Annotated in this window: 23 protein-coding genes; 9 read left to right on the top strand and 14 right to left on the bottom strand. The window is 70.7% G+C overall.

Annotation, left to right across the window (positions count from 1 at the left end; translation table 11 throughout):
- Positions 1-17: 17 nt before the first annotated feature.
- The 4 genes from IS481_RS00950 to IS481_RS00935 form a co-directional block, all read right to left on the bottom strand.
- Complete coding sequence (locus IS481_RS00950; RefSeq protein WP_104357412.1) at positions 18-932, bottom strand: carbohydrate ABC transporter permease; 915 nt, start codon at positions 930-932, stop codon at positions 18-20.
- Positions 933-952: 20 nt separating this feature from the next.
- Positions 953-1,852 (bottom strand): carbohydrate ABC transporter permease, encoded by a 900-nt coding sequence (locus IS481_RS00945; RefSeq protein WP_104357411.1) that lies wholly within the window; start codon positions 1,850-1,852, stop codon positions 953-955.
- Positions 1,853-1,904: 52 nt separating this feature from the next.
- On the bottom strand, positions 1,905-3,140 hold the full coding sequence (locus IS481_RS00940; RefSeq protein ID WP_104357410.1) for an ABC transporter substrate-binding protein: 1,236 nt from the start codon (positions 3,138-3,140) through the stop codon (positions 1,905-1,907).
- A 72-nt stretch (positions 3,141-3,212) separates the two neighbouring features.
- A complete protein-coding gene (locus tag IS481_RS00935; protein WP_104357409.1) occupies positions 3,213-4,580 on the bottom strand; it encodes a GH1 family beta-glucosidase in 1,368 nt (455 codons plus the stop codon).
- Between the two features lie 281 nt (positions 4,581-4,861).
- Between IS481_RS00935 and IS481_RS00930 the strand changes: the two genes are divergently transcribed.
- The 4 genes from IS481_RS00930 to IS481_RS00915 all read left to right on the top strand — a co-directional run bounded on the left by IS481_RS00930 (position 4,862) and on the right by IS481_RS00915 (position 9,489).
- Entirely contained in the window at positions 4,862-5,896 is a 1,035-nt protein-coding gene (locus IS481_RS00930) for a LacI family DNA-binding transcriptional regulator (RefSeq protein ID WP_232529403.1), read from the top strand.
- Positions 5,897-5,958: 62 nt separating this feature from the next.
- Entirely contained in the window at positions 5,959-6,861 is a 903-nt protein-coding gene (locus IS481_RS00925; RefSeq protein WP_104357407.1) for a DMT family transporter, read from the top strand.
- 189 nt (positions 6,862-7,050) lie between these two features.
- Positions 7,051-8,568: an MFS transporter gene (locus IS481_RS00920; protein ID WP_232529401.1), complete on the top strand. Its 1,518-nt coding sequence runs from the start codon at positions 7,051-7,053 to the stop codon at positions 8,566-8,568.
- A gap of 6 nt (positions 8,569-8,574) precedes the next feature.
- Entirely contained in the window at positions 8,575-9,489 is a 915-nt protein-coding gene (locus IS481_RS00915) for a M48 family metallopeptidase (protein ID WP_104357405.1), read from the top strand.
- Positions 9,490-9,509: 20 nt separating this feature from the next.
- Here the strand turns inward: IS481_RS00915 and IS481_RS00910 are convergent, their stop codons facing one another.
- Positions 9,510-10,148 (bottom strand): MBL fold metallo-hydrolase, encoded by a 639-nt coding sequence (locus IS481_RS00910; RefSeq protein ID WP_104357404.1) that lies wholly within the window; start codon positions 10,146-10,148, stop codon positions 9,510-9,512.
- Between the two features lie 88 nt (positions 10,149-10,236).
- Entirely contained in the window at positions 10,237-10,677 is a 441-nt protein-coding gene (locus tag IS481_RS00905) for an SWIB/MDM2 domain-containing protein (RefSeq protein WP_104357403.1), read from the bottom strand.
- A 402-nt stretch (positions 10,678-11,079) separates the two neighbouring features.
- Here IS481_RS00905 and IS481_RS00900 point away from each other — a divergent pair, with 402 nt between their 5' ends.
- Entirely contained in the window at positions 11,080-11,658 is a 579-nt protein-coding gene (locus IS481_RS00900) for a DJ-1/PfpI family protein (RefSeq protein ID WP_104357402.1), read from the top strand.
- Between the two features lie 118 nt (positions 11,659-11,776).
- Complete coding sequence (locus IS481_RS00895; protein WP_104357401.1) at positions 11,777-12,148, top strand: ribbon-helix-helix domain-containing protein; 372 nt, start codon at positions 11,777-11,779, stop codon at positions 12,146-12,148.
- Positions 12,149-12,154: 6 nt separating this feature from the next.
- Here IS481_RS00895 and IS481_RS00890 read toward each other — a convergent pair whose 3' ends face one another.
- The 4 genes from IS481_RS00890 to IS481_RS00875 form a co-directional block, all read right to left on the bottom strand.
- Positions 12,155-13,291: an alpha-hydroxy acid oxidase gene (locus IS481_RS00890; RefSeq protein WP_104357400.1), complete on the bottom strand. Its 1,137-nt coding sequence runs from the start codon at positions 13,289-13,291 to the stop codon at positions 12,155-12,157.
- 94 nt (positions 13,292-13,385) lie between these two features.
- Complete coding sequence (locus IS481_RS00885; protein ID WP_104357399.1) at positions 13,386-14,072, bottom strand: Fe2+-dependent dioxygenase; 687 nt, start codon at positions 14,070-14,072, stop codon at positions 13,386-13,388.
- A 158-nt stretch (positions 14,073-14,230) separates the two neighbouring features.
- Positions 14,231-16,456 (bottom strand): TonB-dependent receptor, encoded by a 2,226-nt coding sequence (locus IS481_RS00880; protein ID WP_104357398.1) that lies wholly within the window; start codon positions 16,454-16,456, stop codon positions 14,231-14,233.
- Between the two features lie 255 nt (positions 16,457-16,711).
- Positions 16,712-17,677, bottom strand: coding sequence for a TerC family protein (locus IS481_RS00875; protein ID WP_104357397.1), 966 nt, complete (start codon positions 17,675-17,677; stop codon positions 16,712-16,714).
- A gap of 329 nt (positions 17,678-18,006) precedes the next feature.
- On the opposite strand from IS481_RS00875, the gene IS481_RS00870 reads away from it, so the two are divergent.
- Both IS481_RS00870 and IS481_RS00865 read left to right on the top strand, forming a co-directional pair.
- The gene (locus tag IS481_RS00870; RefSeq protein ID WP_104357396.1) at positions 18,007-18,429 is read left to right on the top strand and encodes a hypothetical protein; all 423 of its coding nucleotides are present in this window, start codon (positions 18,007-18,009) and stop codon (positions 18,427-18,429) included.
- Between the two features lie 31 nt (positions 18,430-18,460).
- A complete protein-coding gene (locus IS481_RS00865; RefSeq protein WP_104357395.1) occupies positions 18,461-18,817 on the top strand; it encodes a phage holin family protein in 357 nt (118 codons plus the stop codon).
- 12 nt (positions 18,818-18,829) lie between these two features.
- Here IS481_RS00865 and IS481_RS00860 read toward each other — a convergent pair whose 3' ends face one another.
- Entirely contained in the window at positions 18,830-20,407 is a 1,578-nt protein-coding gene (locus tag IS481_RS00860; RefSeq protein ID WP_232529399.1) for a M48 family metalloprotease, read from the bottom strand.
- Positions 20,408-20,535: 128 nt separating this feature from the next.
- Here IS481_RS00860 and moaC point away from each other — a divergent pair, with 128 nt between their 5' ends.
- Complete coding sequence (gene moaC, locus IS481_RS00855) at positions 20,536-21,042, top strand: cyclic pyranopterin monophosphate synthase MoaC (RefSeq protein WP_104357394.1); 507 nt, start codon at positions 20,536-20,538, stop codon at positions 21,040-21,042.
- 7 nt (positions 21,043-21,049) lie between these two features.
- Here moaC and IS481_RS00850 read toward each other — a convergent pair whose 3' ends face one another.
- The 3 genes from IS481_RS00850 to IS481_RS00840 all read right to left on the bottom strand — a co-directional run bounded on the left by IS481_RS00850 (position 21,050) and on the right by IS481_RS00840 (position 24,773).
- Positions 21,050-22,765 carry a PglL family O-oligosaccharyltransferase gene (locus IS481_RS00850; RefSeq protein WP_170067457.1) on the bottom strand — a complete coding sequence of 572 codons (1,716 nt, stop codon included), beginning with the start codon at positions 22,763-22,765 and terminating at the stop codon, positions 21,050-21,052.
- A 98-nt stretch (positions 22,766-22,863) separates the two neighbouring features.
- On the bottom strand, positions 22,864-23,817 hold the full coding sequence (locus IS481_RS00845; protein WP_170067456.1) for a serine hydrolase domain-containing protein: 954 nt from the start codon (positions 23,815-23,817) through the stop codon (positions 22,864-22,866).
- Positions 23,814-24,773, bottom strand: coding sequence for a methyltransferase family protein (locus IS481_RS00840; RefSeq protein ID WP_146079529.1), 960 nt, complete (start codon positions 24,771-24,773; stop codon positions 23,814-23,816). Before IS481_RS00840 ends, IS481_RS00845 begins: the two co-directional genes overlap by 4 nt.
- Between the last annotated feature and the right edge of the window lie 253 nt (positions 24,774-25,026).

The raw sequence follows: 25,026 nt of genomic DNA, 5'->3' as shown, positions 1-25,026 counted from the left end.
GTTCCCGACTGCTGGATTCAACCCTTGACCGCCCCGGCCGCGATGCCGCGCACGAACCAGCGCCCGGAGAAGAGGTACACCGCCAGCGGCACCAGCGACGTGAGGATGGTGGCGGCCATGTTCACGTTGTAGAGGCGCTCGCCGGTGGTGGTGTTGATGATGTTGTTCAGCTGCACCGTCATCGGCAGGTTCTCGCGGCCGGCGAACACCAGCCCGAGGATGAAGTCGTTCCAGATGCCGGTGACCTGCATGATCACGGCCACGACGACGATCGGCACCGACATCGGCAGCATCAGCTGGAAGAAGATGCGCCAGAAGCCGCCGCCGTCCACGCGCGCCGCGTGGAACAGCTCCATCGGCAGGCTGGCGTAGTAGTTGCGGAACAGCAGCGTCATCACCGGCATGCCGAAGATCACGTGGATGAGCACGATGCCCGGCAGCGTGCCGTACAGCGACAGCCCGGCGAAGGCGCGCACCAGCGGGTACATCAGCACCTGGTAGGGCACGAAGGCGCCCAGCATCAGCACGCCGAACAGCCACGCGCCGCCGCGCGGGCGCCAGAACGACAGCGCATAGCCGTTGACGGCACCGGCCAGGATCGACAGCACCGTGCTCGGCACGACGATCGCCACCGAGTTCCAGAACCCGGTGCGGATGCCTTCGCACTGCAGCCCGGTGCAGGCCGCCGACCACGCGGTGATCCACGGCTCGACCGTCGGCTGCGTCGGCAACGCGAAGATGTTGCCGAGCCTGATCTCGTCCATCGGCTTGAACGAGGTGACCAGCATCACGTACAGCGGCAGCAGGAAGAACGCCGCCGCCGACAGCAGGAAGACGTACAGCCCGACACGCCCGGCGGTCCAGCGCGTGCGCCGGCGCACCGCCGGCCGCACCGCGGTGCGGGACGCAGGGGCCTCGGTGGCGGGGCGCATGACCGTGGGAGGCGCGGCGCTCATCGGGCCGCCTCCCGCCGCGCCGCGGCGCGGCTGCGCGCATACAGGTAGGGGGCCGCCAGCGCCAGCACGGTCAGCAGCATGACGGTGGAGGCGGCCGAGGCCAGCCCGATGTTGGCCCGGGTGAACAGGTTGTCCATGATGAACTTGGCGGGCACTTCGCTGGCGGTGCCCGGTCCGCCCTGGGTCATCGCGACGACCACGTCGTAGACCTTCACGACCGCCACCGCGAGCAGCACGATGGCGGTGGCGAACGCCGGCCACAGCATCGGCAGCACGATGCTGACGTAGTAGCGCCAGCGCGGGATGCCGTCGATGCGCGCAGCCTTCCACAGGCTCTCGTCGATGCCGCGCAGCCCGGCCAGCAGCAGCGCCATCACCAGGCCCGAGGCCTGCCAGACCGCGGCGATCACGACCGCGTAGATGACCTTGTCCTGGCTGACGATCCAGTCGAAGGTGAAGGCCTCCCAGCCGAAGCCGCGCAGCGTCGCCTGCAGCCCGAGCTCCGGGTTCATGATCCACTGCCAAGCCAGGCCGGTGGCGACGAAGGACATCGCGTACGGATACAGGAACACGGTGCGCAGCACGCCCTCGCCCATGACCTGCTGGTCGATGAACACCGCCAGCAGGAAGCCGAGGACAAGGCAGGCGAGGATGAACAGCACCCCGAAGATGGCGACGTTGTGCAGCGAGATGATCCAGCGCTCGGTGTCGAACAGCCGGACGTACTGCGCCAGGCCGACGAAGGCGCCGGTGGGCAGCGTGCGCGAGCTGGTCAGCGAGATCCACACCGACCAGCCCACCGTGCCGATGTAGGCCAGCAGCACGGTGGCCGCCAGCGGCAGCAGCGCGGTGTAGACCGTCCATCGGCGCAGCAAGGTGGGAAGCCTGGCTCTCATGGCGTCTCCATCGTCGGGACGGCGGCCGGCGCACCGGCCGCCCGGTGCCCGCTCAGCCCTGCAGCGCCGCTGCGAAAGCCCTGGCGGCGTCATCCACCGACTGGTTGGTGTTCCAGTACTTGGTGATGACGTCCTGCAGCGCACCGTTGACGTCGGGCGTCACGAGCATCTCGGCATTGGGCAGGTGGCGCGACGGATCCTTCATGATGCGGATGCCGGCCTGCGCGCAGACGTCCATCGTGCTCGAATCGACGTCGGTGCGAATCGGGATCGACCCCTTCTTGTTGTTGAACGCCACCTGGGTGGCCGGCGAGGTCATCAGCGTCGCCAGGGTCTGCTGCGCCTTCACGACGTTCGGGTCCTTGCTCTTGGGAAACACGAACACGTCGCCGGTGATGATGTAGGGCGACTTCTCGCCCAGGCCCGGGAAGCAGCCGTACTCCTTGCCCGGCGTCAGCCGGGCGCCGGCGAACTCGCCCTTGGCCCAGTCGCCCATGATCTGCACGCCCGCCTTGCCGGAGATCACCATCGCGGTCGCGTCGTTCCAGTTGCGTCCGGCCGAGCCGGCATCGACGTAGTCGCGCATGCGCTTGAACAGCGAAAGCACCCGCTTGAACTCGGGCGAGTTCACCGCCTTGGCGTCGGCGTCGCGGTAGACCTTGAGGAACAGGTCCTTGCCGCCGACGTTGGCCAGCAGCGTGTCGAAGGTGATCTTCTCCTGCCAGGGCTGGCCGCCCAGCGCGAGCGGCACGTAGCCGGCGGCCTTGAGCTTGTCGAGCGCGGCGAAGAACTCGTCGATGTCCTGCGGCTCGCGCTGGATGCCGGCCTTCTGGAACGCCTCCTTGGAGTACCAGAACCAGCCGATCATGTGGATGTTGACCGGCACCGCGTAGTAGTGGCCCTTGACCTTGACGCTGCTGATGATGGGCGCGGGCAGCATGCGGTCCCAGCCTTCCTTGCGGGCCACCTCGTCCAGGTCGCTCAGCAGCCCTTCCTCGATCAGGTCGTGGAACTGCTTGGAGATGTTGAACTGCGCCGCGGTCGAGGGGTTGCCGCCGACGATGCGGTTGACCACCGTGGCGCGTGCGGCCTCGCTGCCGGCGATCGCGTTGTCGATCCAGGTGCCGCCGGCGGCCTTGAAGGCCTCGGCGAACTCGCGCATCGCGGCGGACTCCCCGCCGGAGGTCCACCAGTGGATGACTTCGGCCTTCAGGCCTTGCGCCTGGACGGTGACGGCGGCCGTGACCAGGGCCGCGGCGGCGGCGACTTGTCGGATCGAAAACCTCATGTCTGTCTCCTCGGGCGTGGCGAGCTTACGTGCTCGGTCTTCAGTTGCGAAAGGCGGGTACGACCATGCGGCTCAGGGCTGGCGCGAGGCCAGGAAATCGCGGATCGCCAGCGCGCTGTCCTTCAGCGTGCGGGCCTGGGTCTGGTAGTCGACGTGGACGATCCCGAAGCGGCGCGAATAGCCGAAGGCCCACTCGAAGTTGTCCAGCAACGACCAGATGAAGTAGCCGCGCACGTCCACGCCTTCGCGGATCGCCTCGTCCACCGCGGCCAGGTGGCGGTCGATGTAGCTCAGGCGTTCGGGATCGTGCACCCGGCCGTCCTCGACGCGGTCGTCGCAGGCACAGCCGTTCTCGGTGATGTAGATCGGCGGCAGGTTGGGGTAGGCTTGGCGGAAGCCGGTCAGCAGTCGGCGCAGGCTGTCCGGGTGCACCTCCCAGTCCATCTGGGTGCGCTCCAGCCCGTCGACGCGCACCTCGACGAAACCGTTGGCGCCGTCGCTCCGCACGTGGCTGCGGTAGTAGTAGTTGATGCCCAGGTAGTCGATCGGCCGGCCAATGACCTCCATGTCCCCGGGCAGCACCAGCGGCTCGGTGCGCGGCCACAGGCGGAACAGGTCGTCGGGGTAGCGCTGCCGCAACAGCGCATCGAGGATCCAGGCGTTGTGCTGGACCTCGTACAGGTGCGCCGCGTCATGGTCCTCCGGCGTCGGGCGGGCCGGCGCGGCGGCCCCCACGTTCGCGACGATGCCGCGCGGCGCCTGCGGGTCGTTGGCCTGCAGCGCCGGCAGCGCCAGGCCGTGCCCGAGCAGCAGGTGGTGCAGCGCCTGGGTCGCGTAGCGCCGGTCGGTGCGGCCCGGGGCATGGTGCCCGTTGCCGTAGCCCAGGTAGGCCGAGCACCACGGCTCGTTCAGCGTGGCCCAGGCGGTGACGCGGCCGGCCAGCTCGCGGCTGACCAGGTCGGCATAGTCGGCGAAGCGGTAGCTGGTCTCGCGGTTGAGCCAGCCGCCGCGGTCCTCCAGGTGCTGCGGCAGGTCCCAGTGGTACAGCGTCACGTAGGTCTGCACGCCGCGCTCGCGCAGGCGGTCGAGCAGGCGCTTGTAGAAGTCCAGCCCCTTCTCGTTGCGGCTGCCGTCGCGCTGCATGACGCGCGGCCAGGCGATCGACAGGCGATAGGCGTCGACGCCCAGGTCCGCGATCAGGTCCACGTCCTCGGCCCACTTCTCGTAATGGCGGCAGGCCACGTCGCCGGTGTCGCCGTTGAGCACCTTGCCCGGCGTGCGGCAGAACGTGTCCCAGATCGACGGCAGGCGGCCGTCCGCGTCGCTCGCGCCCTCGATCTGGAACGCGGCGGTGGCCACCCCCATCAGGAATCCCTTGCGCCGGACCGGCGAGTCCGGCCGCAGGTGGACCAGCCCGGATGAGCCATCCGAACGTTGCATCGACACTGTGCGTCTCCTCGTGTGCAGTTCAGCCACCGCGGCGCGCCGGCCGCGGAAGAAGGCGGTGCCGGGCTCCCGCCGGCACGCCCCGCCGGCCGTCGGGAGGGCGCCCGGCGCCGTTTGAAATCGTTTTCACAACGGGCGTGATTTGAGCGGGGTGCGGAAAGGCTGTCAACTCATGGTTGACCCTAGGTTGTTTCCCCTCCGTTTCCCTCTGAATGGAGCGCAGCAGGCGCTGGTTACAATGCCGTTCCACCCCATCGTCCGGCCTTGGAGAGAGTGTGAAAACGAAAAGCAAACCCGCCCGCGACGCCGGGGGCTCGGCCACCCTGCTCGAAGTGGCGCGGGCCGCCGGCGTCTCGGCCGCCACGGTCTCGCGCATCCTCAACGGCGGCGCGCGCGTCTCGGAAGCCAAGCGGGCCGCGGTCGAGGCCGCGATCGCCGCGCTCAACTTCAAGCCCAACGCGCTGGCGCAAAGCCTCAAGCGCGGCCGCTCGCTGACCTTCGGCGTGCTGACGCAGAGCGTGGACAGTCCCTTCTTCGCCGAGACGCTGCTGGGCATCGAGGCGGCGCTGGCCGGCACCGGCTATGAACCGCTGATCGCCAGCGGGCACTGGAATCCCCAGGAGGAAGCCGACCGCCTGCGCCGCCTGCTGGCGCGCCAGGTCGACGGCCTGATCGTGCTGTTCGGCAAGCTGTCCAACGACGAACTGCAACGCTTCGCGCTGCACGTGCCGGTGGTGGCCACCGGGCACGAGCTGCGCAGCCCCCGCGCGCTGGCGTTCCGGCTGGACAACGAGCTGGGCGGCTACATGGCCACGCGCCACCTGCTCGACCTCGGCCACCGCGACATCGCCCACATCACCGGCGACCTCGCGCACGCCGACGCGGTCGACCGCCTGGCCGGCTACCGGCGCGCGCTGGCCGAAGCGGGCGTGCCGTACGACGAGCGCCTGGTGGTGCAGGGCAACTTCAAGGAACCCGGCGGCGTGATGGCGGCGAACCGCCTGCTCGACGCGGGGGTGCCGTTCACCGCCATCTTCGCGGCCAACGACCAGACCGCCTATGGCGCGCACCTGGCGCTGTACCGCCGCGGCATCCGCGTGCCCGACGACATCTCGCTGATCGGCTTCGACGACCTGCCCAGCTCGCTCTACACCACGCCGCCGCTGACCACGGTGCGCCAGCCGATGTTCGACGTCGGCCGGCTCGCCGCGCAGGCGCTGCTGAGGATGGTCGAGGGCGAGCCGGCGACGCTGGACGAGCTGCCCGAGCTGTCGCTGGTGGTGCGCGAGACCACGCGGCGGCTGCGCTGACGTCCCGGCACCGAGGGTCGGCCCCGCTGCACGCGCCGCGGCGCGCAGGCAAAATTCATCGGATGACCGACCACCGCCGCCCGCATCTCGATTCCCTCGCCGTTGCGCTGCTCGTCGGCTGCTGCCTGCTCTGGGGCCTGCAGCAGATCGTCGCCAAGGCCACCCTGCCGCTGATGCCGCCCGTGATGCAGGCGGCGCTGCGCTCCGCCGTCGCCGCACTGCTGGTGTGGGCCTGGGCCGCCGCGCGCGGCATCCCGATGTTCCAGCGCGACGGCACGCTGCCCGGCGGCGTCATCGCCGGCGTGCTGTTCGCGCTCGAGTTCATCTGCATCTACGTGGGGCTGGGCTACACCGCCGCCTCGCGCCTGGTGGTGCTGCTGTACCTCTCGCCCTTCGTCGTCGCCGCCGGCATGCCGTTCATCGCGCGCAGCGAGCGGCTCGCCGCGCTGCAGGTGGGCGGGCTGGTGCTCGGCTTCGTCGGCGTGGCGATCGCGTTCAGCGAGGGGCTGTCGGCCAACGGCAGCGACCCGCGGCGCTGGATCGGCGACGCGCTCGCGGTCTCGGCCGCGGTGCTGTGGGGCGCCACCACGCTGGCCATCCGCGCCACGCGCCTGAGCACCGCCGCGCCGGAGAAGACGCTGTTCTACCAGCTGGCCATCTCGGCCCTGGTGCTCGGCCCGGTCTCGCTGCTGTGGGGCGAGAGCTGGCCAGCGCAGTGGACCGCGGGGCTGTGGGGCTCGATGTTCTTCCAGTCGGTGATCGTCGCGTTCATCAGCTACCTGGTGTGGTTCTGGCTGATCCGCCACTACCCGGCCACGCGCCTGGCCTCGTTCACCTTCCTCACCCCGCTGCTCGGGCTGATGATGGGCTGGGTGATCCTCGGCGAGACCATCACCCCGCAGCTGCTGGTCGCGCTGGCCTGCGTGGCCGCCGGCATCTGGCTGGTCAACCGCAAGCAAGGCTGACCCGCCCCCGGGGCGCGGCGCCCCTGGCCATGGGGAACGCACCGCCCGGGGCGGGATCGGGCTGCGCGCGCCGCAGCGCAACCCCGGCCTGCCGGCGCGCTTCCGGGGCGGCGAGACCGTGCGATGCCCGTGACGCCGCGTTGACGCGCGGGCGGCGCTGCGACCGGCGCCGTCCCTAGAATGCGGCGCATGACATCCCGCCCTGCGGCACCGCCGCTTCCCGCGTACCGACGCAAGCTCTTCTGGGTCGCGCTGCTCTATTTCTCCGAAGGCCTGCCGCTCGGCGTCTTCTACGACATCTTCCCGGTCTACTTCCGCCAGCAGGGAGTGAACCTGGCCGACATCGGCCTGCTCAGCCTGCTCGGCCTGGCCTGGACCGTGAAGTTCCTGTGGGCCCCGGCGATCGACTGGGCCCGCCACCACCGCTGGTGGATCGCCGGCGCCAACTTCGGCATGGCCGCGGTGATGGCGCTGTTCGCCGGCTCGCCGGGACTGGGGCCGTGGGTGTGGGTGGCGATCGGCGCGTTCACGATGCTGTCGGCCACCAACGACATCGCCACCGACGGCTACACGATCGAGCTGCTCGACAAGCGCGAGTACGGCATGGCCAACGGCTTCCGCATCGGCTTCTACCGCGTGGGCATGCTGACCGCCGGCGCGGTGCTGATGCTGTCGGGCTGGTTCGGCTGGACGCTGGCCTACCTGCTGGGGGCCGCGGTGTTCCTGCTCAACGGGGGCGTGGTGCTGCTGGCGCCGCGCGAGCAGCCGCGCGCCAGGGTGGCGCCAGGCGGCGCGGCGCGCGAGTTCCGGCTGCTGCGCGACCAGCCGCTGTGGGTCGGGGCGCTCGCGCTGGTGCTGCTCGGGCTGCTGTGGCCGGTGCTGCCTCCGGTCGCGCGCGCGGCCGGCTGGGACGGGCTGAACGCGGTGGCCGGCACCTGGTGGTTCCGCGGCGCGCTGCCGGTGGGGCTGATGTTCGCCGGCGCCGGGCTGATGGTGCAGGCCGCGCGCGGGCCGCGTGCCGAGCTGATGCGCGAAGGCCCGGTGTTCGGCGCCTGGGTCGAGCTGCTGTCGCGCCGCGGCATGCTGTCGGTGCTGCTGTTCATCCTGCTGTTCAAGCTCGGCGACGCGGCGATGGGCTTCATGGTCAAGCCGTTCTGGGTCGACTCGGGCTTCTCCAGCGAGAAGATCGGCCTGGTCAGCGTCAACGTCGGCCTCGCGCTGTCGATCGCCGGCGGCCTGGTGGGCGGCTGGTACGTGGACCGCGCCGGCATCTTCAAGGGGCTGTGGGTGCTGGGCCTGTGGCAGGCGCTGTCCAACCTCGGCTACGCGCTTGCGGCCTGGTACGTGCCGCGCGTGCTGCCCGGCGCCGACGGCATCGTGCACCCGGTCGACGTCGCGCTGCACCACCAGGCCGCGGTCTACGCCGCCAGCGCCCTGGAGAGCTTCACCGGCGGCCTGGGCACCGGCGCGTTCCTGGCCTTCCTGATGGCCATCACGCACCGCGCCAAGGCGACCACCGAGTACGCCATCCTGTCGTCCATCTTCGCGTTCTCGCGCGCCGTGGCCGGCTGGGCCGGCGGCATCGGCGCGCAGGAGATGGGCTATGCCGGCTACTTCTTCCTGACCTTCTGGCTGTCGTTCCCGGCCTACCTGCTGTTGCCTCGGGTGCGCCGCATGCTGGAACATCAGGACCGCAACCCGATCTGAACCTCCATGAGACGCCACGCCTTCCACCACTGTGCCCTGTGCGCGGGACGGGCCGCGCCGGATGACCGCCCGGGCAACGTGACGACGCCACACGCCGGCCGCCGCCTGTTCACCGGCGCGCTGCTGGCCGCCGGCGCCACCGCGGCCCTGCCCGCCTGGGCGCGCGAGGGCATCGATGTCGGCAAGCAGTCCACGTTCGCGAAGCTGGTGCCGGCCGACCAGGTCGAGGCCGCCGCCACCCAGCAGTACGCCCAGCTGCTGCAGCAGGCCAAGGCGCAGAACGCGCTGGCCGGCGCCAACCACCCGCAGGTGATCCGCCTGCGCTACATCGCCAACCGCCTGATCCCGCTCGCGCTGCCGTGGAACCCGCGCGCCAAGGACTGGAAGTGGGAGGTCAACCTGATCGGCTCCAAGCAGCTCAACGCGTTCTGCATGCCGGGCGGCAAGATCGCCTTCTACACCGGCATCCTCGAGCAGCTGAAGCTCGACGACGACGAGGTCGCGCAGATCATGGGCCACGAGATCGCGCACGCGCTGCGCGAGCACGCCCGCGCGCGCATGGGCAAGACGGCCGCGACCCGCATCGGCGCGGGCCTGCTGTCCAGCCTGCTGGGCCTGGGCAGCACCGGCGACACCCTGCTGAACATGGGCAGCCAGCTGCTGACGCTGCGCTTCTCGCGCGAGGACGAGACCGAGAGCGACCTGATCGGCATGGAGCTGGCCGCGCGCGCCGGCTACGACCCCCAGGCCGGCGTGACGCTGTGGCAGAAGATGATGGCGGTCAACAAGAACGCGCCGCCGCAGTTCCTGTCCACCCACCCGGCGGGCGACACCCGCATCCGCGACCTGCAGAAGAACATGCCCAAGGTCATGCCGCTGTACCAGCGGGCGCCCAAGCCCGACCGGCGCTTCGACCGCTGAAGGCCGTGCGCCGCGGCGGCTCAGGTGCCGCCGACGAAGGGGTTGCTGCGGCGCTCCTGCCCGAAGCTGCTCTCCGGACCGTGGCCGGGGATGAACACCACGTCGTCGCCCAGCGGCCACAGGCGCTGCGTGATCGAGTCGACCAGCGTCTGGTAGTCGCCGCCGGGAAAGTCCGTGCGCCCGATCGAGCCGGCGAACAGCACGTCACCGACGAAGGCGCGCTTCGCCTCGGGCGAGTGGAACACCACGTGCCCCGGCGTGTGCCCCGGGCAGTGCCGCACCTGCACGGTGCAGTGGCCGAGGGTGATGGTGTCGCCGTCGTGCAGCCAGCGCGTCGGGGTGAAGGGCTCGGCGGGCGGGAAGCCGAACATGGCGCCCTGCTGCGGCAGCCCCTCGATCCAGAAGCGGTCGCCCTCGTGCGGGCCGATGACCGGCAGCTGCCGTTCGCGCGCCAGCTGTCCCACCGCGCCGGCGTGGTCGATGTGCGCGTGCGTCACCCAGATCTGCTCCAGCCTCACGCCCAGGCGCTGCACCTCGTCGAGCAGGCGCGGCAGCTCGCCGCCCGGGTCGACGATCGCGGCGCACATCGTCTCGTCGCACCAGACGATGGAGCAGTTCTGCTGGAAGGGGGTGACGGGGACGGTGCGGTAGCGCAGCATGGCAGGCAGGGGAGGGAACGACGAGGGAACGGAAACGAAAAAGCCCGGCGGTGACGACCTGCCGGGCTTTCGAGACGGGCCAGACCGATTACTTCAGGTGGCTGCTGATCAGCTTGGTCATCTCGAACATCGACACCTGGGCCTTCTTGAAGATTTCCTTCAGCTTGGCGTCGGCGTTGATCATGCGCTTGTTGACCGCGTCCTGCAGCTTGTTCTTCTTGATGTAGTCCCAGACCCGCTTGGTCACTTCGGTCCGGGGCAGGGGCTTGTCGCCGACCACCGCTGCCAGCACCGGGCTGGGGGTCATCGCCTTCATGAAGGCCGCGTTGGGCGTGCGCTTCACCTTGGGCTTGGCGGCCGCCTTCTTCGCGGGGGCCTTCTTCACTGCCACCTTCTTGGCCGGCGCGGCCTTCTTCGCGGGCGCTGCCTTCTTGGCGGCCGGGGCCTTCTTGGCCGGTGCTGCCTTCTTCGCGGCCGGGGCCTTCTTGGCTGCCGCCTTCTTCGCGGGAGCCTTCTTCGCAGTTGCCATGTCGAATTTCTCCATCAAGTGGTTGGTTGATGTGCCGGGTCGGGGCGAAGGCCGCATGAGCACTCGTTCCTGCCAACACCTGCGAGGCGAATGGTACTGCGAGCGTGTTGCATTGAGAAGCAGTTTCAGAGGGGAAATCAAGCGTTCGGCCCAGTGTTCATGCGGTTTTGTCGCACGTCGGCATCACTTGCGCATGCGGCACCGGTGTCCTGCCGCGGCCACGGACCGGCGCATGGCCTCCCGGCAGCGGGCGAACGCCTGCAGCGCGCCGTGCAGTAGCCCGCTACTACCCGCACTGGCGGCAGGCTTCCCAGAATGCCACCCAGGGGTGCGGCGCCCCGTTGCGGGGCGGCCGTGCACCCCGCACCCGCCTCTCATTCCACTTCGATCCAGGAGACAGACATGGCCAGCAAGATCCTCATGCTCGTCGGCGACTTCGGCGAGGACTACGAGACCATGGTGCCGTTCCAGGCCCTCACGATGGTCGGCCACACGGTGCACGCGGTGTGTCCCGAGAAGAAGGCCGGCGACTGGGTGATGACCGCGATCCACGACTTCGACGGCTACCAGACCTACTCCGAGAAGCCCGGCCACCGCTTCACGCTCAACGCCACCTTCGACGAGGTGCAGCCGCAGGACTACGACGCGCTGGTGGTGCCGGGCGGACGCGCGCCCGAGTACCTGCGCATGAACCCGAAGGTGATCGCCTGCGTGCAGCACTTCGCGCAGGCCGACAAGCCCATCGCCGCGATCTGCCACGGCGCCCAGCTGCTGGCCGCCGCCGGCGTGATCCGCGGCAAGCGCGTCTCGGCCTATCCGGCCTGCGCGGCCGAAGTCGAGCTGGCCGGCGCGAGCTATGCGCAGATCGGGGTCGACCAGGCCGTCACCGACGGCAAGCTGGTCACCGCGCCCGCGTGGCCGGCGCACCCGGCGTGGCTCGCGCAGTTCCTGAAGGTGCTGGGCACGCGCATCGAGGCCTGAGCCACCACCGCGGCTTCGGGACAGCGCGCCTTGCGCGGTCGTGCCGAACCGTTATCTTTGCTTCCTGCGGCCGTCGCTTCCCGCCGGAAGCGGCACGCGCCGCAGGGAGGCATCTGCGATGTGCGAGATCTTCATCCGCGCCAACCCGGCGTCCTACGAATCCCGGACGCGCTCCGTGCGGCTGCACGGCGTGGTCACCAGCATCCGGCTCGAGAACCTGTTCTGGGAGATCCTGGAAGAGATCGGCGCGCGCGACGGGATGACCGTCCCGCAGCTGCTGGAGCGGCTCTACGACGAGCTGGTGCAGGCGCGCGGCGAGGTCGGCAACTTCGCCTCCTTCCTGCGCGTGAGCGCGCTGCGCTACATGGCCCTGCAGGCGCACGACCGCATCCCCACCGACCTGTCCGTGCCGATCCGCTCGCTCGACGCCCGGCGCGTGCTCGAGCGCCTGCCCGAGAGCTGGGCCAGCCCCGAGCCGGTCGCGCACTGAAAAGGCTCAGGCGCCGGGCATCTCGCGCACCAGCAGTTCGGGCGTGACCTCGGCCAGCGTCGCGCAGCCGGTCAGCGCCATCGCGATCTCCAGCTCGTCGCGCAGCAGGCGCAGCACGTGCGCCACCCCCAGCGCGCCGGCCACCGCCAGCGCGTGGATGTAGGGACGCCCCACCAGCACCGCGCGCGCGCCGAGCGCGATCGCCTTCAGCACGTCGGTGCCGCGGCGGATGCCGCCGTCCACCAGCAGCGGCAGCGCGTCGCCCACCGCCTCGCGGATGCGCGGCAACGCCCAGGCGGTGCTCACCGCGGTGTCCAGCGTGCGTCCGCCGTGGTTGGACACCACCAGCCCCGCGACGCCGAGCGCGGCGGCCTGGCGCGCGTCGTCCGGGTGCAGCACGCCCTTGAGCAGCAGCGGCAGCGCCGTCTGGCTGCGCAGCCAGGCGACGTCGTCCCAGGTCGGCGCGGCATGCAGCAGGCCGTCGAACAACGCGCTGCCGCCCGGCACGGAGGCCACCGCCGCGGGCTGCGGCATCCCCGCCAGGTTGACCGCGGCGATGCCCGGCGGCAGGCGGTAGCCCGCGCGCCGTTCGCGGTCGCGCGCCCCGCTGGTCGGGGCATCGACCGTCAGCACGATGGCCTCGTAGCCGGCCGCCTCGGCGCGCCGCAGCAGCTCCAGCGTGTGGCCGCGGTCGGGTTGCAGGTACAGCTGCAGCCACAACGGGCCGCGCCCGGCTTCCGGCTGCACCGCGCGCGCGACGTCCTCCATCCGGGTGCTGGCCTGCACGCTCAGCACGATGCCGGCCTCCTGCGCCGCGGCGGCGCAGGCGCTGCCGATCTCGCCGTCGGCATGGGCCAGGCGCTGGTAGGCGATCGGCGCGAGCAGCAGCGGATGCGCGAGGGTGCGGCCGAGCAGCTCGACCCGGGTGTGGCCGCCGGCGAGCTGGCGCAGCACGCGCGGTTGCAGGCTCCAGGCCTCCCAGGCGGCACGGTTGCGCCGCAGGGTGAGCTCGTCCGCGGCCCCGCCGCTGAAGTAGGCCCAGGCAGCCGGGTCGAGGCGCTCGCGCGCCAGTGCCTCGTAGTCGGTCGGTGCCACGACGCCGGGCGGGATGCGCGGGTTCGCGGGGGCGGAGGGTCGGCTCATGGTCGGCGCGATGGATCGGGCTGCGAATGCACGGCATCGTACCGGCACGCCGATGCGGCGCGTGCGCCGACCCGACGGGACGGCCCGCCTGGCGTCAGGTCGACGCCCACATGCGCAGCAGGTTGTGGTAGGTGCCGCTGAAGGCCAGCGCCAGCTCCGACGACTCGCCGTCGCGCTCGCGCAGCTTGAGGATGTTCATGTCCAGGTCGAACAGCAGGCGGCGCTGCTCGTCGCTGCGCACCATGCTCTCGACCCAGAAGAAGCTGGCCAGCCGCTCGCCGCGCGTCACCGGCGCCACCGCGTGCACGCTGGTGCTCGGGTACAGCACCATGTCGCCGGCCGGCAGCTTGATGCGCTGGCTGCCGTAGGTGTCGTCGATCACCAGCTCGCCGCCGTCGTACTCGTCGGGCCCGGACAGGAACAGCGTGCAGCTGACGTCCGAACGCACCCGCTGGCCGTCGGCACGCGAATGCATCACCGCGCCGTCCACGTGCTTGCCGTAGTAGTTGGTGCCGCCCGTGTAGCGGTTGAACAGCGGGTTGAAGATCTTCTTGGGCAGCGCGGCCGAGAAGAACAGCGCGTGGCGGTTCAGCGCCTGCAGCACCAGCGCCTGCAGCTGGCGCGAGGCCTCGCTGTCCTGCCTGACCTGCTGGTTGTTCTTCGCATGCAGCGCCTGCTGCCCGGCGGTGGCGCGCCCGTCGATCCACGGGGCGGTGGCGAGCAGGGCGCGGGCGGCACGCACTTCTTCAGGGGTGAGGACGTTCTGGAGGTGCAGCAGCATGGCGTCAGGGCAAGGTGGCAGAGGTCCGGACCGGAGCGGTCAGTGTATCGACGCGAGGCCGGCAAGGCATGCGCCGCATCAAGCCGGCCTCGCCAACGAAAACGGCCTGCCGGCCCCGGGGCGGGTGCGGCAGGCCGTCGCGGCAGCGGCCTCGCCCGTCAGAACGTGGCCTTGAGCGAGAGCTGGTAGGTGCGCGGCGCACCCGGGGCGTAGAAGCCGCGGTACAGCGTGTCGGCGTACAGCTCGTCGGTCGCGTTGTTGACGTTGAACTTCAGCGACAGGTTCTCGTTGATCGTGTACTCGGCCATCAGGTCCAGCGTCGTGAACGCGTCGGCGGTCACGTGGCGAGCCCCTTCGGGGTTCTGCTTGCCGCGGTAGTTCAGGCCCGCGCCCAGGCGCAGCTGCGGCATGACGCGGTAGGTCGTCCACAGGCTGGCCATGTGCTTGGGCGTCAGGCCCGGGCGGTCACCCTCGACCTGCGCGCCGGTCTGGCCGGGCTGGGCCTTGCCGTTGGCGTTCTTGTCGATCCTGGCTTCCGGGATCCAGGTGTACGAGAAGAACGCTTCCCACTGCGGCGTGATGCGGCCGGCGATGTCCACGTCGAGGCCCGCGGCGTGACGCTTGCCCGACAGCAGCACCTCGGCGGTGTCCGGGTCGGTGTTGCGCTCGCGGTGCTTCTCCGTGTAGAAGAGCGACGCGCCGACGAACAGGCGGTTGTCGAACAGGTCGAACTTGCCGCCGACCTCGAAGTTGCGGCTTTCCTCCGGCTTGATGTGCTCGTTCGCGGCGCTCAGGGCGTAGGTGTCGCCCGAGGTGTTGAACGAGGTGCCGTACGAGACGTGGTACGACGACCAGTCGTTCGGCTGGTACAGCAGGCCGATGCGGTGGCTCCACAGCGCATCGGTGCGGCCGAAGTCGCCCGGCGAGTTGCCGGTCACGGCCTTGTAGTCGTACTTGAAGTGGTCGTAGCGCAGGCCGGCCAGCAGCTTGACGGTCGGGGTCAGCTCGACGAGGTCCTGGCCGAAGACGCTGATCGTGCGGGCATCGAACTCGTTCATCTCCCTGGAGCCAGTGTTCGGGTAAGTCGCCCCGTCGTTCGGCGTGCCCACGGTGGTCGTCGGCAGCGTGAGCTGCTGGCCCGTGAAGGTGTTGTTGTTGCGCTTGGCATCCTCGTGCAGCCACTCGACGCCGGCGATCACGTTGTGCGTGAGGCCCAGCCACTCGATGCCGTCGCGGCTGTAGACCGAACCCAGGTAGGTCACGTCGGTCTCGCCGATGCGGCCCTTGCGGGTGCGGGTGAGCACCTGGTCGGGATTGCGGTAGTCGTCCAGCGTCAGGTTCTGCCCGCCGCCACGGATCACGCTGGCCAGCAGGTCGCGCTCGTAGTGGCCGTGGCGCAGCGTGGTCTTGAGCTCGCCGCCTTCCTCGAAGCGGAAGATGTGGCTCAGCGTGCCGTAGGTGGCCTTGCCGCGGTTGTGGTCGTTGGCCAGGCCGTAGAAGTTCTTGGCCGGCAGCGTTTCCTTCAGCTTGCCGTTGTCCAGCACCCAGGGGTGGTTGTAGAGCGGCCGGTTGTCGAACTCCATGTGGTACAGGCCGATCGAGAACTCGTTCTGGGTGCCGATGCCGAAGCGGTAGGTCGGCGCGATGCCCTTCTTGTGCTCGCGCGCGCCCCACTTGTCGGCGTCGTGGTACATCGCGTTGATGCGCAGCGCGGCCTCGTCGCCGGTCTTCAGGTTGAAGTCGCCGGTGAGGCGGTACTCCTTGCCCGAGCCGACGGTCGCCTCGACCTCGTGCTGGTCCATCAGGAACGGCTGCTTCGTCACCTGGTTGACGACGCCGCCGGTGGAGCCGCGTCCGAACAGCATGGAGGCCGAGCCCTTCAGCACCTCGATGCGGTCCATGTTGAAGGTGTCGCGCTCCTGCAGCGCGGCGTCGCGGATGCCGTCCACGTAGATGTCACCGGCCTGGAACAGCGAGAAGCCGCGCAGGCGCACGTCCTCCTCGCCGGTCTCGCCGGCCTGGAAGGTCACGCCCGAGGTGGTGCGCAGCACGTCGCGGAAGTCGTCCAGGTTGCGGTCGTCCATCAGGCGCTCGGTGTGCACCGTCATCGACTGCGGGATGTCGCGCAGCGCCTGGTTGCCCTTGCCGATGCCGCTGCGGGTGGCACGGTAGGTTTCCTTGGCCTCGGTCTCGGACTGCCCCTTGACCGTGATCACCGGCAGTTCGCCGGCCTGGCGGGGCTCCTCGGCCGGGGCCTGCTGGGCCAGCGCGGCGCCGGCCAGGCTGAAGCCGGCAGCCAGCGCGCCCAGCGGGGCCAGTGCCACGCGGGGCGCAGACGGAACGACCGGACGCGCGCTGCGCGCCTTGGTTTTCTTGCGAGCCATGTCAGAACTCCTGAAAGCGTCTTTTGAGAAATCCGTGCTCCCGCATGGATCCATGGCTGGCAAAAGAGAAAGCGCCGCAAGGCGCCTGCTGGCTGGACTCCGGTGGCGGGACTCGGTAAATGATATCCATTCTTGTTTGCATTCCCAAGCCCCGCCCTGAAAAATGGGCGATGCCGCGCGCGGCCAGCGCCCCGCCTGTGGCGCGGACGCCGCAAAAGGACCACGGACATCCGGCCGGGCGGAACGGACGCCGGCTCAGGCGCGGGGGCGCGGCGCCACCCGCGGCGCCGTCTTCAGGCTCAGCGCCATCGTGACCGCCAGGATCGCGACGACCACGCCCAGCGAGACCAGCACCGGGACGTGGAACAGGTCCACGAGCAGCATCTTGGTGCCGATGAAGCCCAGGATCACCGCCAGGCCGTAGCTCAGCAGGTGGAACTTCGTGGCCATCGCCGCCAGCAGGAAGTACATCGCGCGCAGCCCCAGGATCGCGAAGACGTTGGAGGTCAGCACGATGAACGGGTCGGTCGTGATCGCGAAGATCGCCGGGATCGAGTCGACCGCGAAGATCACGTCGATCACGCCCACCAGCAGCACCACCAGCAGCAGCGGCGTGGCGACGCGCCGGCCGTGCTCGCGGGTGAAGAACCGCTCGCCGGCAAAGCCCCCTGAGACCGGCACGACGCGGCGCAGCAGCTTCAGCGCCGGGTTGTCGGCCAGGTCCGGCTCCTCGCCGGAGGCGCGCCACATCTTGATCCCGGTGAACAGCAGGAAGGCGCCGAAGACGTACAACAGCCAGTGGAACTCGCTGACCAGCCAGCTGCCCAGCAGGATCATCACCGTGCGCAGCACGATGGCCCCGATGATGCCGATCATCAGCACCCGCTTCTGGAAGCCGGCCGGCACCCCGAAGTAGGTGAAGATCATCAGGAACACGAAGATGTTGTCGACCGCCAGCGACTTCTCGATCAGGTAGCCGGTGAGGAACTCCATCGCGCGGGTGTTGGCCACCGCGGTGCCATGGTCCTGCGCCACCGCCCACCAGAACAGCCCGTTGAACGCGAGGCTGAGCGCCACCCAGACCAGCGACCAGTTGAGCGCTTCCTTGACGGTGACTTCATGGGCCCCCTGCTGGCGCAGGACCACGAAATCGACGAACAGCGCGACGAGTACGGAAACGACGAAGAAAGCCCACAGCCAATCGGGCGCAATGGTGTCCATGAACACTCCAGTGAGTTGACCCAAGCGCCGAAAGGTCTTGCGGGGAAAGCGCCGCCGGTGCGTGCACCGACGTGCCTGTGCGGGACCCGGGCGCCGCCACGTGCGTGGGACGTCCGTATTGACGGGTGGCCGCCTCGGCGGGGAACCGAGTGCTACTCCCCTTTCGACAGGCGCCCATTGTGCAGGGCCCGCACAAGTCCCGTCAAAGTCCGGGGGTATCCCCCCGCTGGTCAGCCCGCCGGGCCCGCGGCAGACTGATGCATGCGTGAGCCGGTCGTCCCGCGGGATGACGGACGCCGAATCGGTCCCGTACGAGTACGAAGAAGAAGATGCAAACAGGAAGGAAGATCGCGGTACTGCTCGACGACGCCGCCCATGCCCAGTCCCGGCTGGCGGCAGGCCTGGACGATACCCGCCACGCGCAGTGGGTGCTGGTCGCCTGCGCGCCGCGCATGACGCACCGCGCCTCCAAGTGGCTGTCGCACGGCGCGCGCGAACACTGGCGGCGCAAGTGGGCGAACCGGCTCTTCGCGCAGATGCAGCCCTGGCTCGCGGCGCACGGCATCGCCGCCGAGGTGCGCCTGGCCCGCGGGCCGCTCAAGGACGTGCTGGAGGAGCTGGCCGTCGACGAGGTCATCGACGTGCGCCGGCCCAAGGCGACCGTGCCCGGCGGCGACACGCCCGAGGTGCACTGGGAACTGCCGTCGCTGCTGGCCTTCGGACTCGGCCTGTGGCTGAGCGCGGACGCCTGAACGCCGCATCCCCGGTGCTATCCTGCCCGCCATGAAGATCCTCGCACGCTGGTTCCTGCTCGCCGCGGCGCTGCTGCTGGTGACGCAGGTCTACCCCCCGGTCCAGATCCACGGCTTCGGCGCCGCGCTCGTGGCGGCGCTGGTGCTGGGCCTGCTCAACGCCGTGGTGCGCCCCGTCCTGGTGGTGCTGACGCTGCCGGTCACGCTGGTCACGCTGGGGCTGTTCCTGTTCGTGATCAACGCGCTGCTGTTCTATTTCGCGGCCAACATCCTGGAGGGCATGAGCGTGCCCGGCTTCACCGCGGCGCTGATCGGCTCGGTGCTGTACAGCCTGTGCGGCGTCGTGATCGAGGCCGCGCTCGATCGCCTGTTCGGCCCTTCGCTGTGAGGCCGCCGCCCTTCAGCGGCGCAGTTCCTCGCGCACGCGCTGCTGCCACTCGGCCTCGACCTGCTTGACGCGCGCCTCGATCACCGAGGCCTCGATGAAGTCGGTCTGCCCCGGCGCGCGCGCCAGCTGTTGCGCCGCGCGCAGCCGGTCCAGCGCCCCCTGCAGGTCGCCGGCCACGTAGCGTGCTTCGGCCTGGGCCCGCACCGCGCGCAGCGGCTGGCCCAGCTTCTCCCAGGCCTGGCCCAGCAGCTCCCACGCCTGCACGTCCGCGCCGTGCATCGCCAGCCAGGTCTGCAAGTCTTCCGAGGCGCGCTTGAGGCGCCCGCTGGCCGGCGGCAGCGCCAGGCTGATGCGTGCCGCCAGCAGCTCGCTGGCGCGCGAGCCGTCGCCGCGCCAGGGGTCCAGCGCCGCGTCGGCCGCCTGCGCATCGCCGCGCGCCAGCGCGGACTCGCTGCGCAGGAAGGCCACGGCCCGCTCGGCGCGGCTGTCGCCGCGCGCCAGCTGCGCGGCACGGTCCAGTGCCGCCTCCGCCGCATGCCAGTCGCGCAGGACGGTGGCCGCCTGGGCACTGGTCGCCGCGGCCAGCAGCTGCGCGGCGCGGTCGGCGCCCGTCGCTTCGGGGGTGCGCAGCCATTCGCGCAGCGAGTCCGGCCGCAGGTCCATGCGCACGCGCGCGCGCGCCTGCATCACCACGTGCTCCAGCTCGCGGCGCGGCGCGGTGCCGGTGCGCGACTGCGCGCGCGCACGCGCCTCGCCGATGCGCTCGCTGGTCAGCGGGTGGGTGCGCAGGTAGGGGTAGGCGCCGCTGTCGTTCAGGCGCGAGGTCTGCTGCAGGCGCTCGAACATGCTCGCCATGCCGGCCGGCGAGAAACCCGCCTGCTCGAGCACCCCGTAGCCGATGCGGTCGGCCTCGCGCTCCATGTCGCGCGAGAAGTTCAGCTGCCCCTGCAGCGCGGCGGCCTGGCCGCCGACCATCAGCGCGTTGGCCGCCTCGGGGCTGCGGCTCGCGGCGATCATGCCGATGATCATCGACGCCACCGCCAGCATCGACTGCTGCTTGCTCTGCGCGATGCTGCGCGCGATGTGCCGCTGGGTGACGTGCGACAGCTCGTGCGCCAGCACCGAGGCGAACTCGTCGCGCGTCGCGGTGGTCGCCAGCAGCCCCAGGTGCACGCCCACGTAGCCGCCCGGCAGGGCGAACGCGTTGACCGTGCGGTCCTGCACCAGGAAGGCCTGCCAGGCGAAGCGGTCCTCCAGCTCCGGCGACAGCTCGCCGCGCGCGCGTGCCGCGCCGAGCAGCGCCTGCCAGACCGACTGCAGGTAGTCGCCCAGCAGCGGGTCGTCGAGGTACAGCGGGTCGCGACGGATCTGCGCCATGATGCGGTCGCCCAGCTGGCGTTCGGTCGCGACGCTGAACTCGCCGGCCACGCTGTCGCCCAGCGCCGGCAGCTGGCTCTGCGCCGCGGCCTGCGGCACGAAGGCCGGGGCCGCCGGCAGGCCAAGCGCCAGGCTCAAGGCCAGCACGCGCCACACCGGCCGGCGTGCGCGCGAGGGCAGGAACGGAAAGGGAAAGGCGTGAACTGTCTTCAAATGTGTCGATCCGTGCCAGGCCGCCAGCCGGCCTGCCGACCCGTTGGAGCCGATTCGGCGCCGGGCGTTCACTGGGCCGTGCGGCCAGCGCCCACCCCGGCAGGGCAGCTCGCTATGATGCCAAAGCCATGAATACCCCTGACCACTTTGCCTCCGCAGGCACCGGCCTCACCCATTTCGACGCCCAGGGCCAGGCGCACATGGTCGACGTCGCCGGCAAGGACGTCACGCACCGCGTCGCCGTCGCGACCGGCCACATCGAGATGCAGCCCGGCACGTTGCAGGTGATCCTCTCGGGCACCGCGAAGAAGGGCGACGTGCTGGGCATCGCGCGCATCGCCGCGATCCAGGCCGCCAAGCGCACCGCCGACCTGATCCCGCTGTGCCACCCGCTGCCGCTGACGCGCGTCGCGGTGGAGTTCGAGGCCGATGAAGCGGCCTCGCGCGTGCACTGCCGCGCCCAGGTCGAGACGCTGGGGCGCACCGGCGTCGAGATGGAAGCGCTGACCGCGGTGCAGGTCGGGCTGCTGACCATCTATGACATGTGCAAGGCCATCGACCGCGGCATGACCATGGGCGGCATCCGCCTGCTCGAGAAGCACGGCGGCAAGTCCGGCTCGTTCGTCGCGCGCTGAGGCGCCCTCACCGCTGCGCCAGCGCCTGCCGCACCGCGCGCGGCTCCAGCTCGCGCGGCTCGAAGGCGCGCGGCAGTTCGTCGCACTGGAAGGGCAGCGGCGCGTCCCCCTCCTCGTCGCAGGCCTGGAAGAACGCTTCCCCCAGCGGGTGGCGGAACTCGCGCAGCCGCTGCGCGACGTACACCGCGCGGTCGCGCTCGCCGAGCTCCTCCAGCGCCTTCGCGTAGGCGATCATCAGCCGCGCGTCGACCAGGTGATGCAGCGGCCGCTCGAAGGCGTCGAACACCTGCGACGGGTGCTCGGCGGTGGTCACCGCGGCATAGTCGGCGTGGTGCGCGAAGAAGGTGCTGCGCTGGCCGGTCGCGATGCGCTCCGGCAAGGGCGCCTGGCCGGCCGCGCCGTAGGGCGCGAAGATCTGCACGACGGACTGGTAGTCCCACGCGGCGTAGGCGGCGCCGGCCACCATCAGCGCCCCGACGGTGCGCAAGCGCCAGGCCCGCGGCTCGCGCGCGGGCCGCGCTGCTGCGTCCCCCGCACGCGACACCCCGCCGATCGCAAGGTACGTGCCGAGCACGAAGGCGGCCGGGAACAGGAAGTACGGGTACCACAGCGGGTACTCGAGCAGGCTGTGCCAGCCGAGCAGCGCCAGCATCGCGAGGCAACACGCGGCCAGCGACGCGCGCTGCGCATCGGGATGCCGCAGCCCGCCGCGCGCGCGCCACAGCAGCCACGCGAGCGCCCCCAGCAGCGCCAGCGCCGCGGGCACGCCCAGCTCGACCATCAGCTGCAGCACGAGGTTGTGCGCGTGGTCGAAGAAGGCGACCGGCCGGCCAGGAAAGGCGCTGAAGGTCCATGCGTAGTTGAAGTCCCCCCAGCCCACGCCGGTCCACGGGTGGGCGGCGACCAGCGCCAGGGTGTTGCGCCAGATGCCGAAGCGCGAGCTGCTGATGTCGCTGCCGGTGGACAGGCGCGCCTCGGCGTAGAAGGTCGTGCCGCCCAGGTGCCCCCAGGCCCACAGCAGCGCCCACCAGGCCGCGACGATCGCCACCGAGGCCAGCAGGCTCGCGCGCGCATGGCGCGGCAGGCCGCGGTCGAGCAGCCCCCACAGCACCAGCACCCCCGTGCCCACCATCCCGGTGCGCGAGCTGCTCAGCGCCACGCCCAGCAGCAGCCACGCCACCACCGCCGGCACCACCCAGCGCGGCAGGCGCATCGGCGCGAGCAGCCACACCCCGGCGCACAGCGCCAGCAGCAGCAGCGTGCTGAACAGGTTGGGCTGGCGCAGGTTGCCGAAGGCGCGGCCCGGCACCGTCGGCACCGCGATCCAGCGCCCGTCGGCCAGCGACGGCGCGAAGTACTGCACCAGCGCGATCGCCACGCCCGCGCAACCGGCGACCAGCAGCCCGGCCCACACGATGCGGGCCCGCGCCACGCCGGCCGCCCAGGCGCAGGCGGCCGCCGCCGCGAGCACCAGCGCATCGGCCAGCGTGCCGGTGCGCAGCGCCAGGCACGCACAGGCGCCGGCGACCAGCGCCGGCACCGCCCAGCGCCGCGGCACCGCCGCACGGTCGGTGGTCGCGCACGACGCCGACGGCCCGAACGCCAGCAAGGCGCCCCAGGCCGCAAAGGCCAGCAGCGAATTGAGCAGCGTCGTGGCGGGCGTCTGCGAGTACGCCAGGCAGTAGGGCGCGGCGAGCAGGACGGCGAGGAGCGGTGCGGGCACCAAGGGCGGGAAGACGGGTCAGGAACAGGACGCCTGACTTTACTGGAAGGGGACAGGCGGCCGAGGCCTGGTTTGCACACCGTCGCCGGACTCTCGCGTCATCCGCCTCCCCCGGCGGACTGCAGGCATCCCCAGGCCTGTCGGCCAAACCGTTGGGATGCAGCGTGATAGTCGGCCGGGTCTCCGTCGAAATGCGCGACCAGCAGGCGCGACCGGCCATCAGTGAGCGCCACGGCCAGAAAACCGGGCAGCCGGCCGGTGTGCGTCCAGGGAGCACCCGCTGCCGGCTTCGGCCAGTAGCGCCAGCTCCAGGCGTACCAGGACCCGTCGGGCAGTGGTTGCGGCGGCGCCTCGAGGTGTCGCAGCGGCAGTGTGCGCGCCAGCGCCGCGTGCATCTCCGGCAGCGTCGCGCGCCAGCCCCCTGCCGCACCCAAAGGAGCGTGCAGCGCCTGCAGCAGCGCCGCGGGCAACTCCAGTTCGCCCGCCCCGGCCTGCTGTCGCAGCAACAGGCCGAGCAGGCAGTAACCCACGTTGCTGTACTCGGCCTGCACGCCCGGGGTCCGCAGCGTCGGCTGCGTCACGATGTACTGCGCCGCCGCCTCGCAGTCGGGCACCCCGTCCGACGTGCCGCCGTGATGCCACAGCGGATCCCGTCCATCGCGCCGGCCCAGCCCGGCCGTGTGTTGCAGCAGGTGCTGCAGGGTGATGTCCTGCGTGCCGGGTCCGCTCCACGCCAGCCCGGGCAGCAGGTCGGCCGCCTTCGCCTCCAGTCGCAAGGCCCCGCGCTCGACCTGGCCCCTGATCGCATGGGCAACGAGCGGCTTGGTCAGGCTCGCTGCGGGGTATGCCTGATCGCGAAGCAGCCGCCACCAGCCACGCCAGTTGGCCGCCGTCACCGCCGTGCTGCCATCTGCACGTGTCCATGCCACCGCCCCGTTGCGTAGGGCCGGCTGCTGCAAGGCCGCTGCCAGGCAATCCGCATCGGAAGGACCCTCCGTGCCGGCGCACCCGGCCACGCACAGCGCCAGCACGACCGTGAGCCCCGGCCTCATGCGCCGCCCACCGCCCGGCGCCCCGGGCGCCACCGTGCAAGGAAGCGCCGCACTTTCGCAAACCATCCGTGCTGCTCGATCCAGGCCGCGTACTCGCGGTACACCGGGTCGCGCATCAGGTGGCGCTCCTCGGTCTTTGCACGCAGCCAGTAGATGCAGTTCACCCCCAGCAGGCCGGCGCAGTTGGCCGCCGCGGCCAGCGGCCCCTGCTCGGAGAGGAAGGGCACCGCGATCAGCCACCAGCTGAGGTTCTTGCTGATGTAGGCCGGGTGCTTGGTCCAGCGGAACGGCCCGGCGGTGACGATGCCCCGGTGCGTCAGGTTGGAGAACCGCGGGCCGAACACCAGCGTCGCGCTGGTGTAGATGCCGGTGAGGATCAGGATGGCGGCGGCCCAGGGCCAGGCAATCCACGAATCACCGAACCATGCAGACCAGTCCTTCCCGTCCCTGTAGCTCAGCCACTGGTGCAACACCACCGCATTGAGCGGCGGGTAGCACACCAGCGCCGCCCCCCAGCCCAGCCAGGTGGCATCGGTGGAGCGGATCTGCGCATCGATGCCGCGATGGGTCGACAGGTAGCCGATGGTGCCGAACAGGGTGTCCAGGGCATACAGCGCCGCCATGGCCCCGACGAAGAACGCCATCGCGCCCTGCCCTTGCTGCAGCTCCTTGTCGATCTGCAACAACCAGCTGTACAGCCAGGCCAGCATCAGCGGCAGGAAGAACACCTTCACGCACCAGCCCAGCAGCCCCTGCCACTCGGCCGCCGCAGGCCGGTGTCGCCGCACACACTTCAAGGCCAGCCGGCCCAGTGCGGCCACCGAATCGGGCTGGCGCGAGCGCACCGGCCACCGTGCCCAGGCCAGCAGCCAGAGCACGCAGGCGCCGTTGATCACCATTTCCAGCTCGGGCAAACCACTGACCTGTGCGCCCCCGAGCTCCAGCTGCATCCGCATGGACGCTGCGAGGAGGCAAAACACCAAGGCCCCGCCAATCACCCGCAGCCGACGGACCCAGAGCGCCTTGCGTCTGGAGACCCGCACGACCGGTCCCACGGCCCCATTTGCAGCACAGCGCCGTGCTTCCAGCCACCACATGGGGACCGCCGTGGCCAGCATCAGCAGCGCCATCGCTGCCGGCACTGGCAGCCGCAGCCCCAGCACCAGGCCGAGCGCGGCGAGGCAGGACACGGTGCCCGCAAGCACCGTC

Source organism: Caldimonas thermodepolymerans, from assembly GCF_015476235.1.
Taxonomy (GTDB): domain Bacteria; phylum Pseudomonadota; class Gammaproteobacteria; order Burkholderiales; family Burkholderiaceae_C; genus Caldimonas; species Caldimonas thermodepolymerans.
The sequence above is the reverse complement of the archived record's forward strand: the minus strand, read 5'-3'. Positions and strand labels throughout refer to the sequence as shown.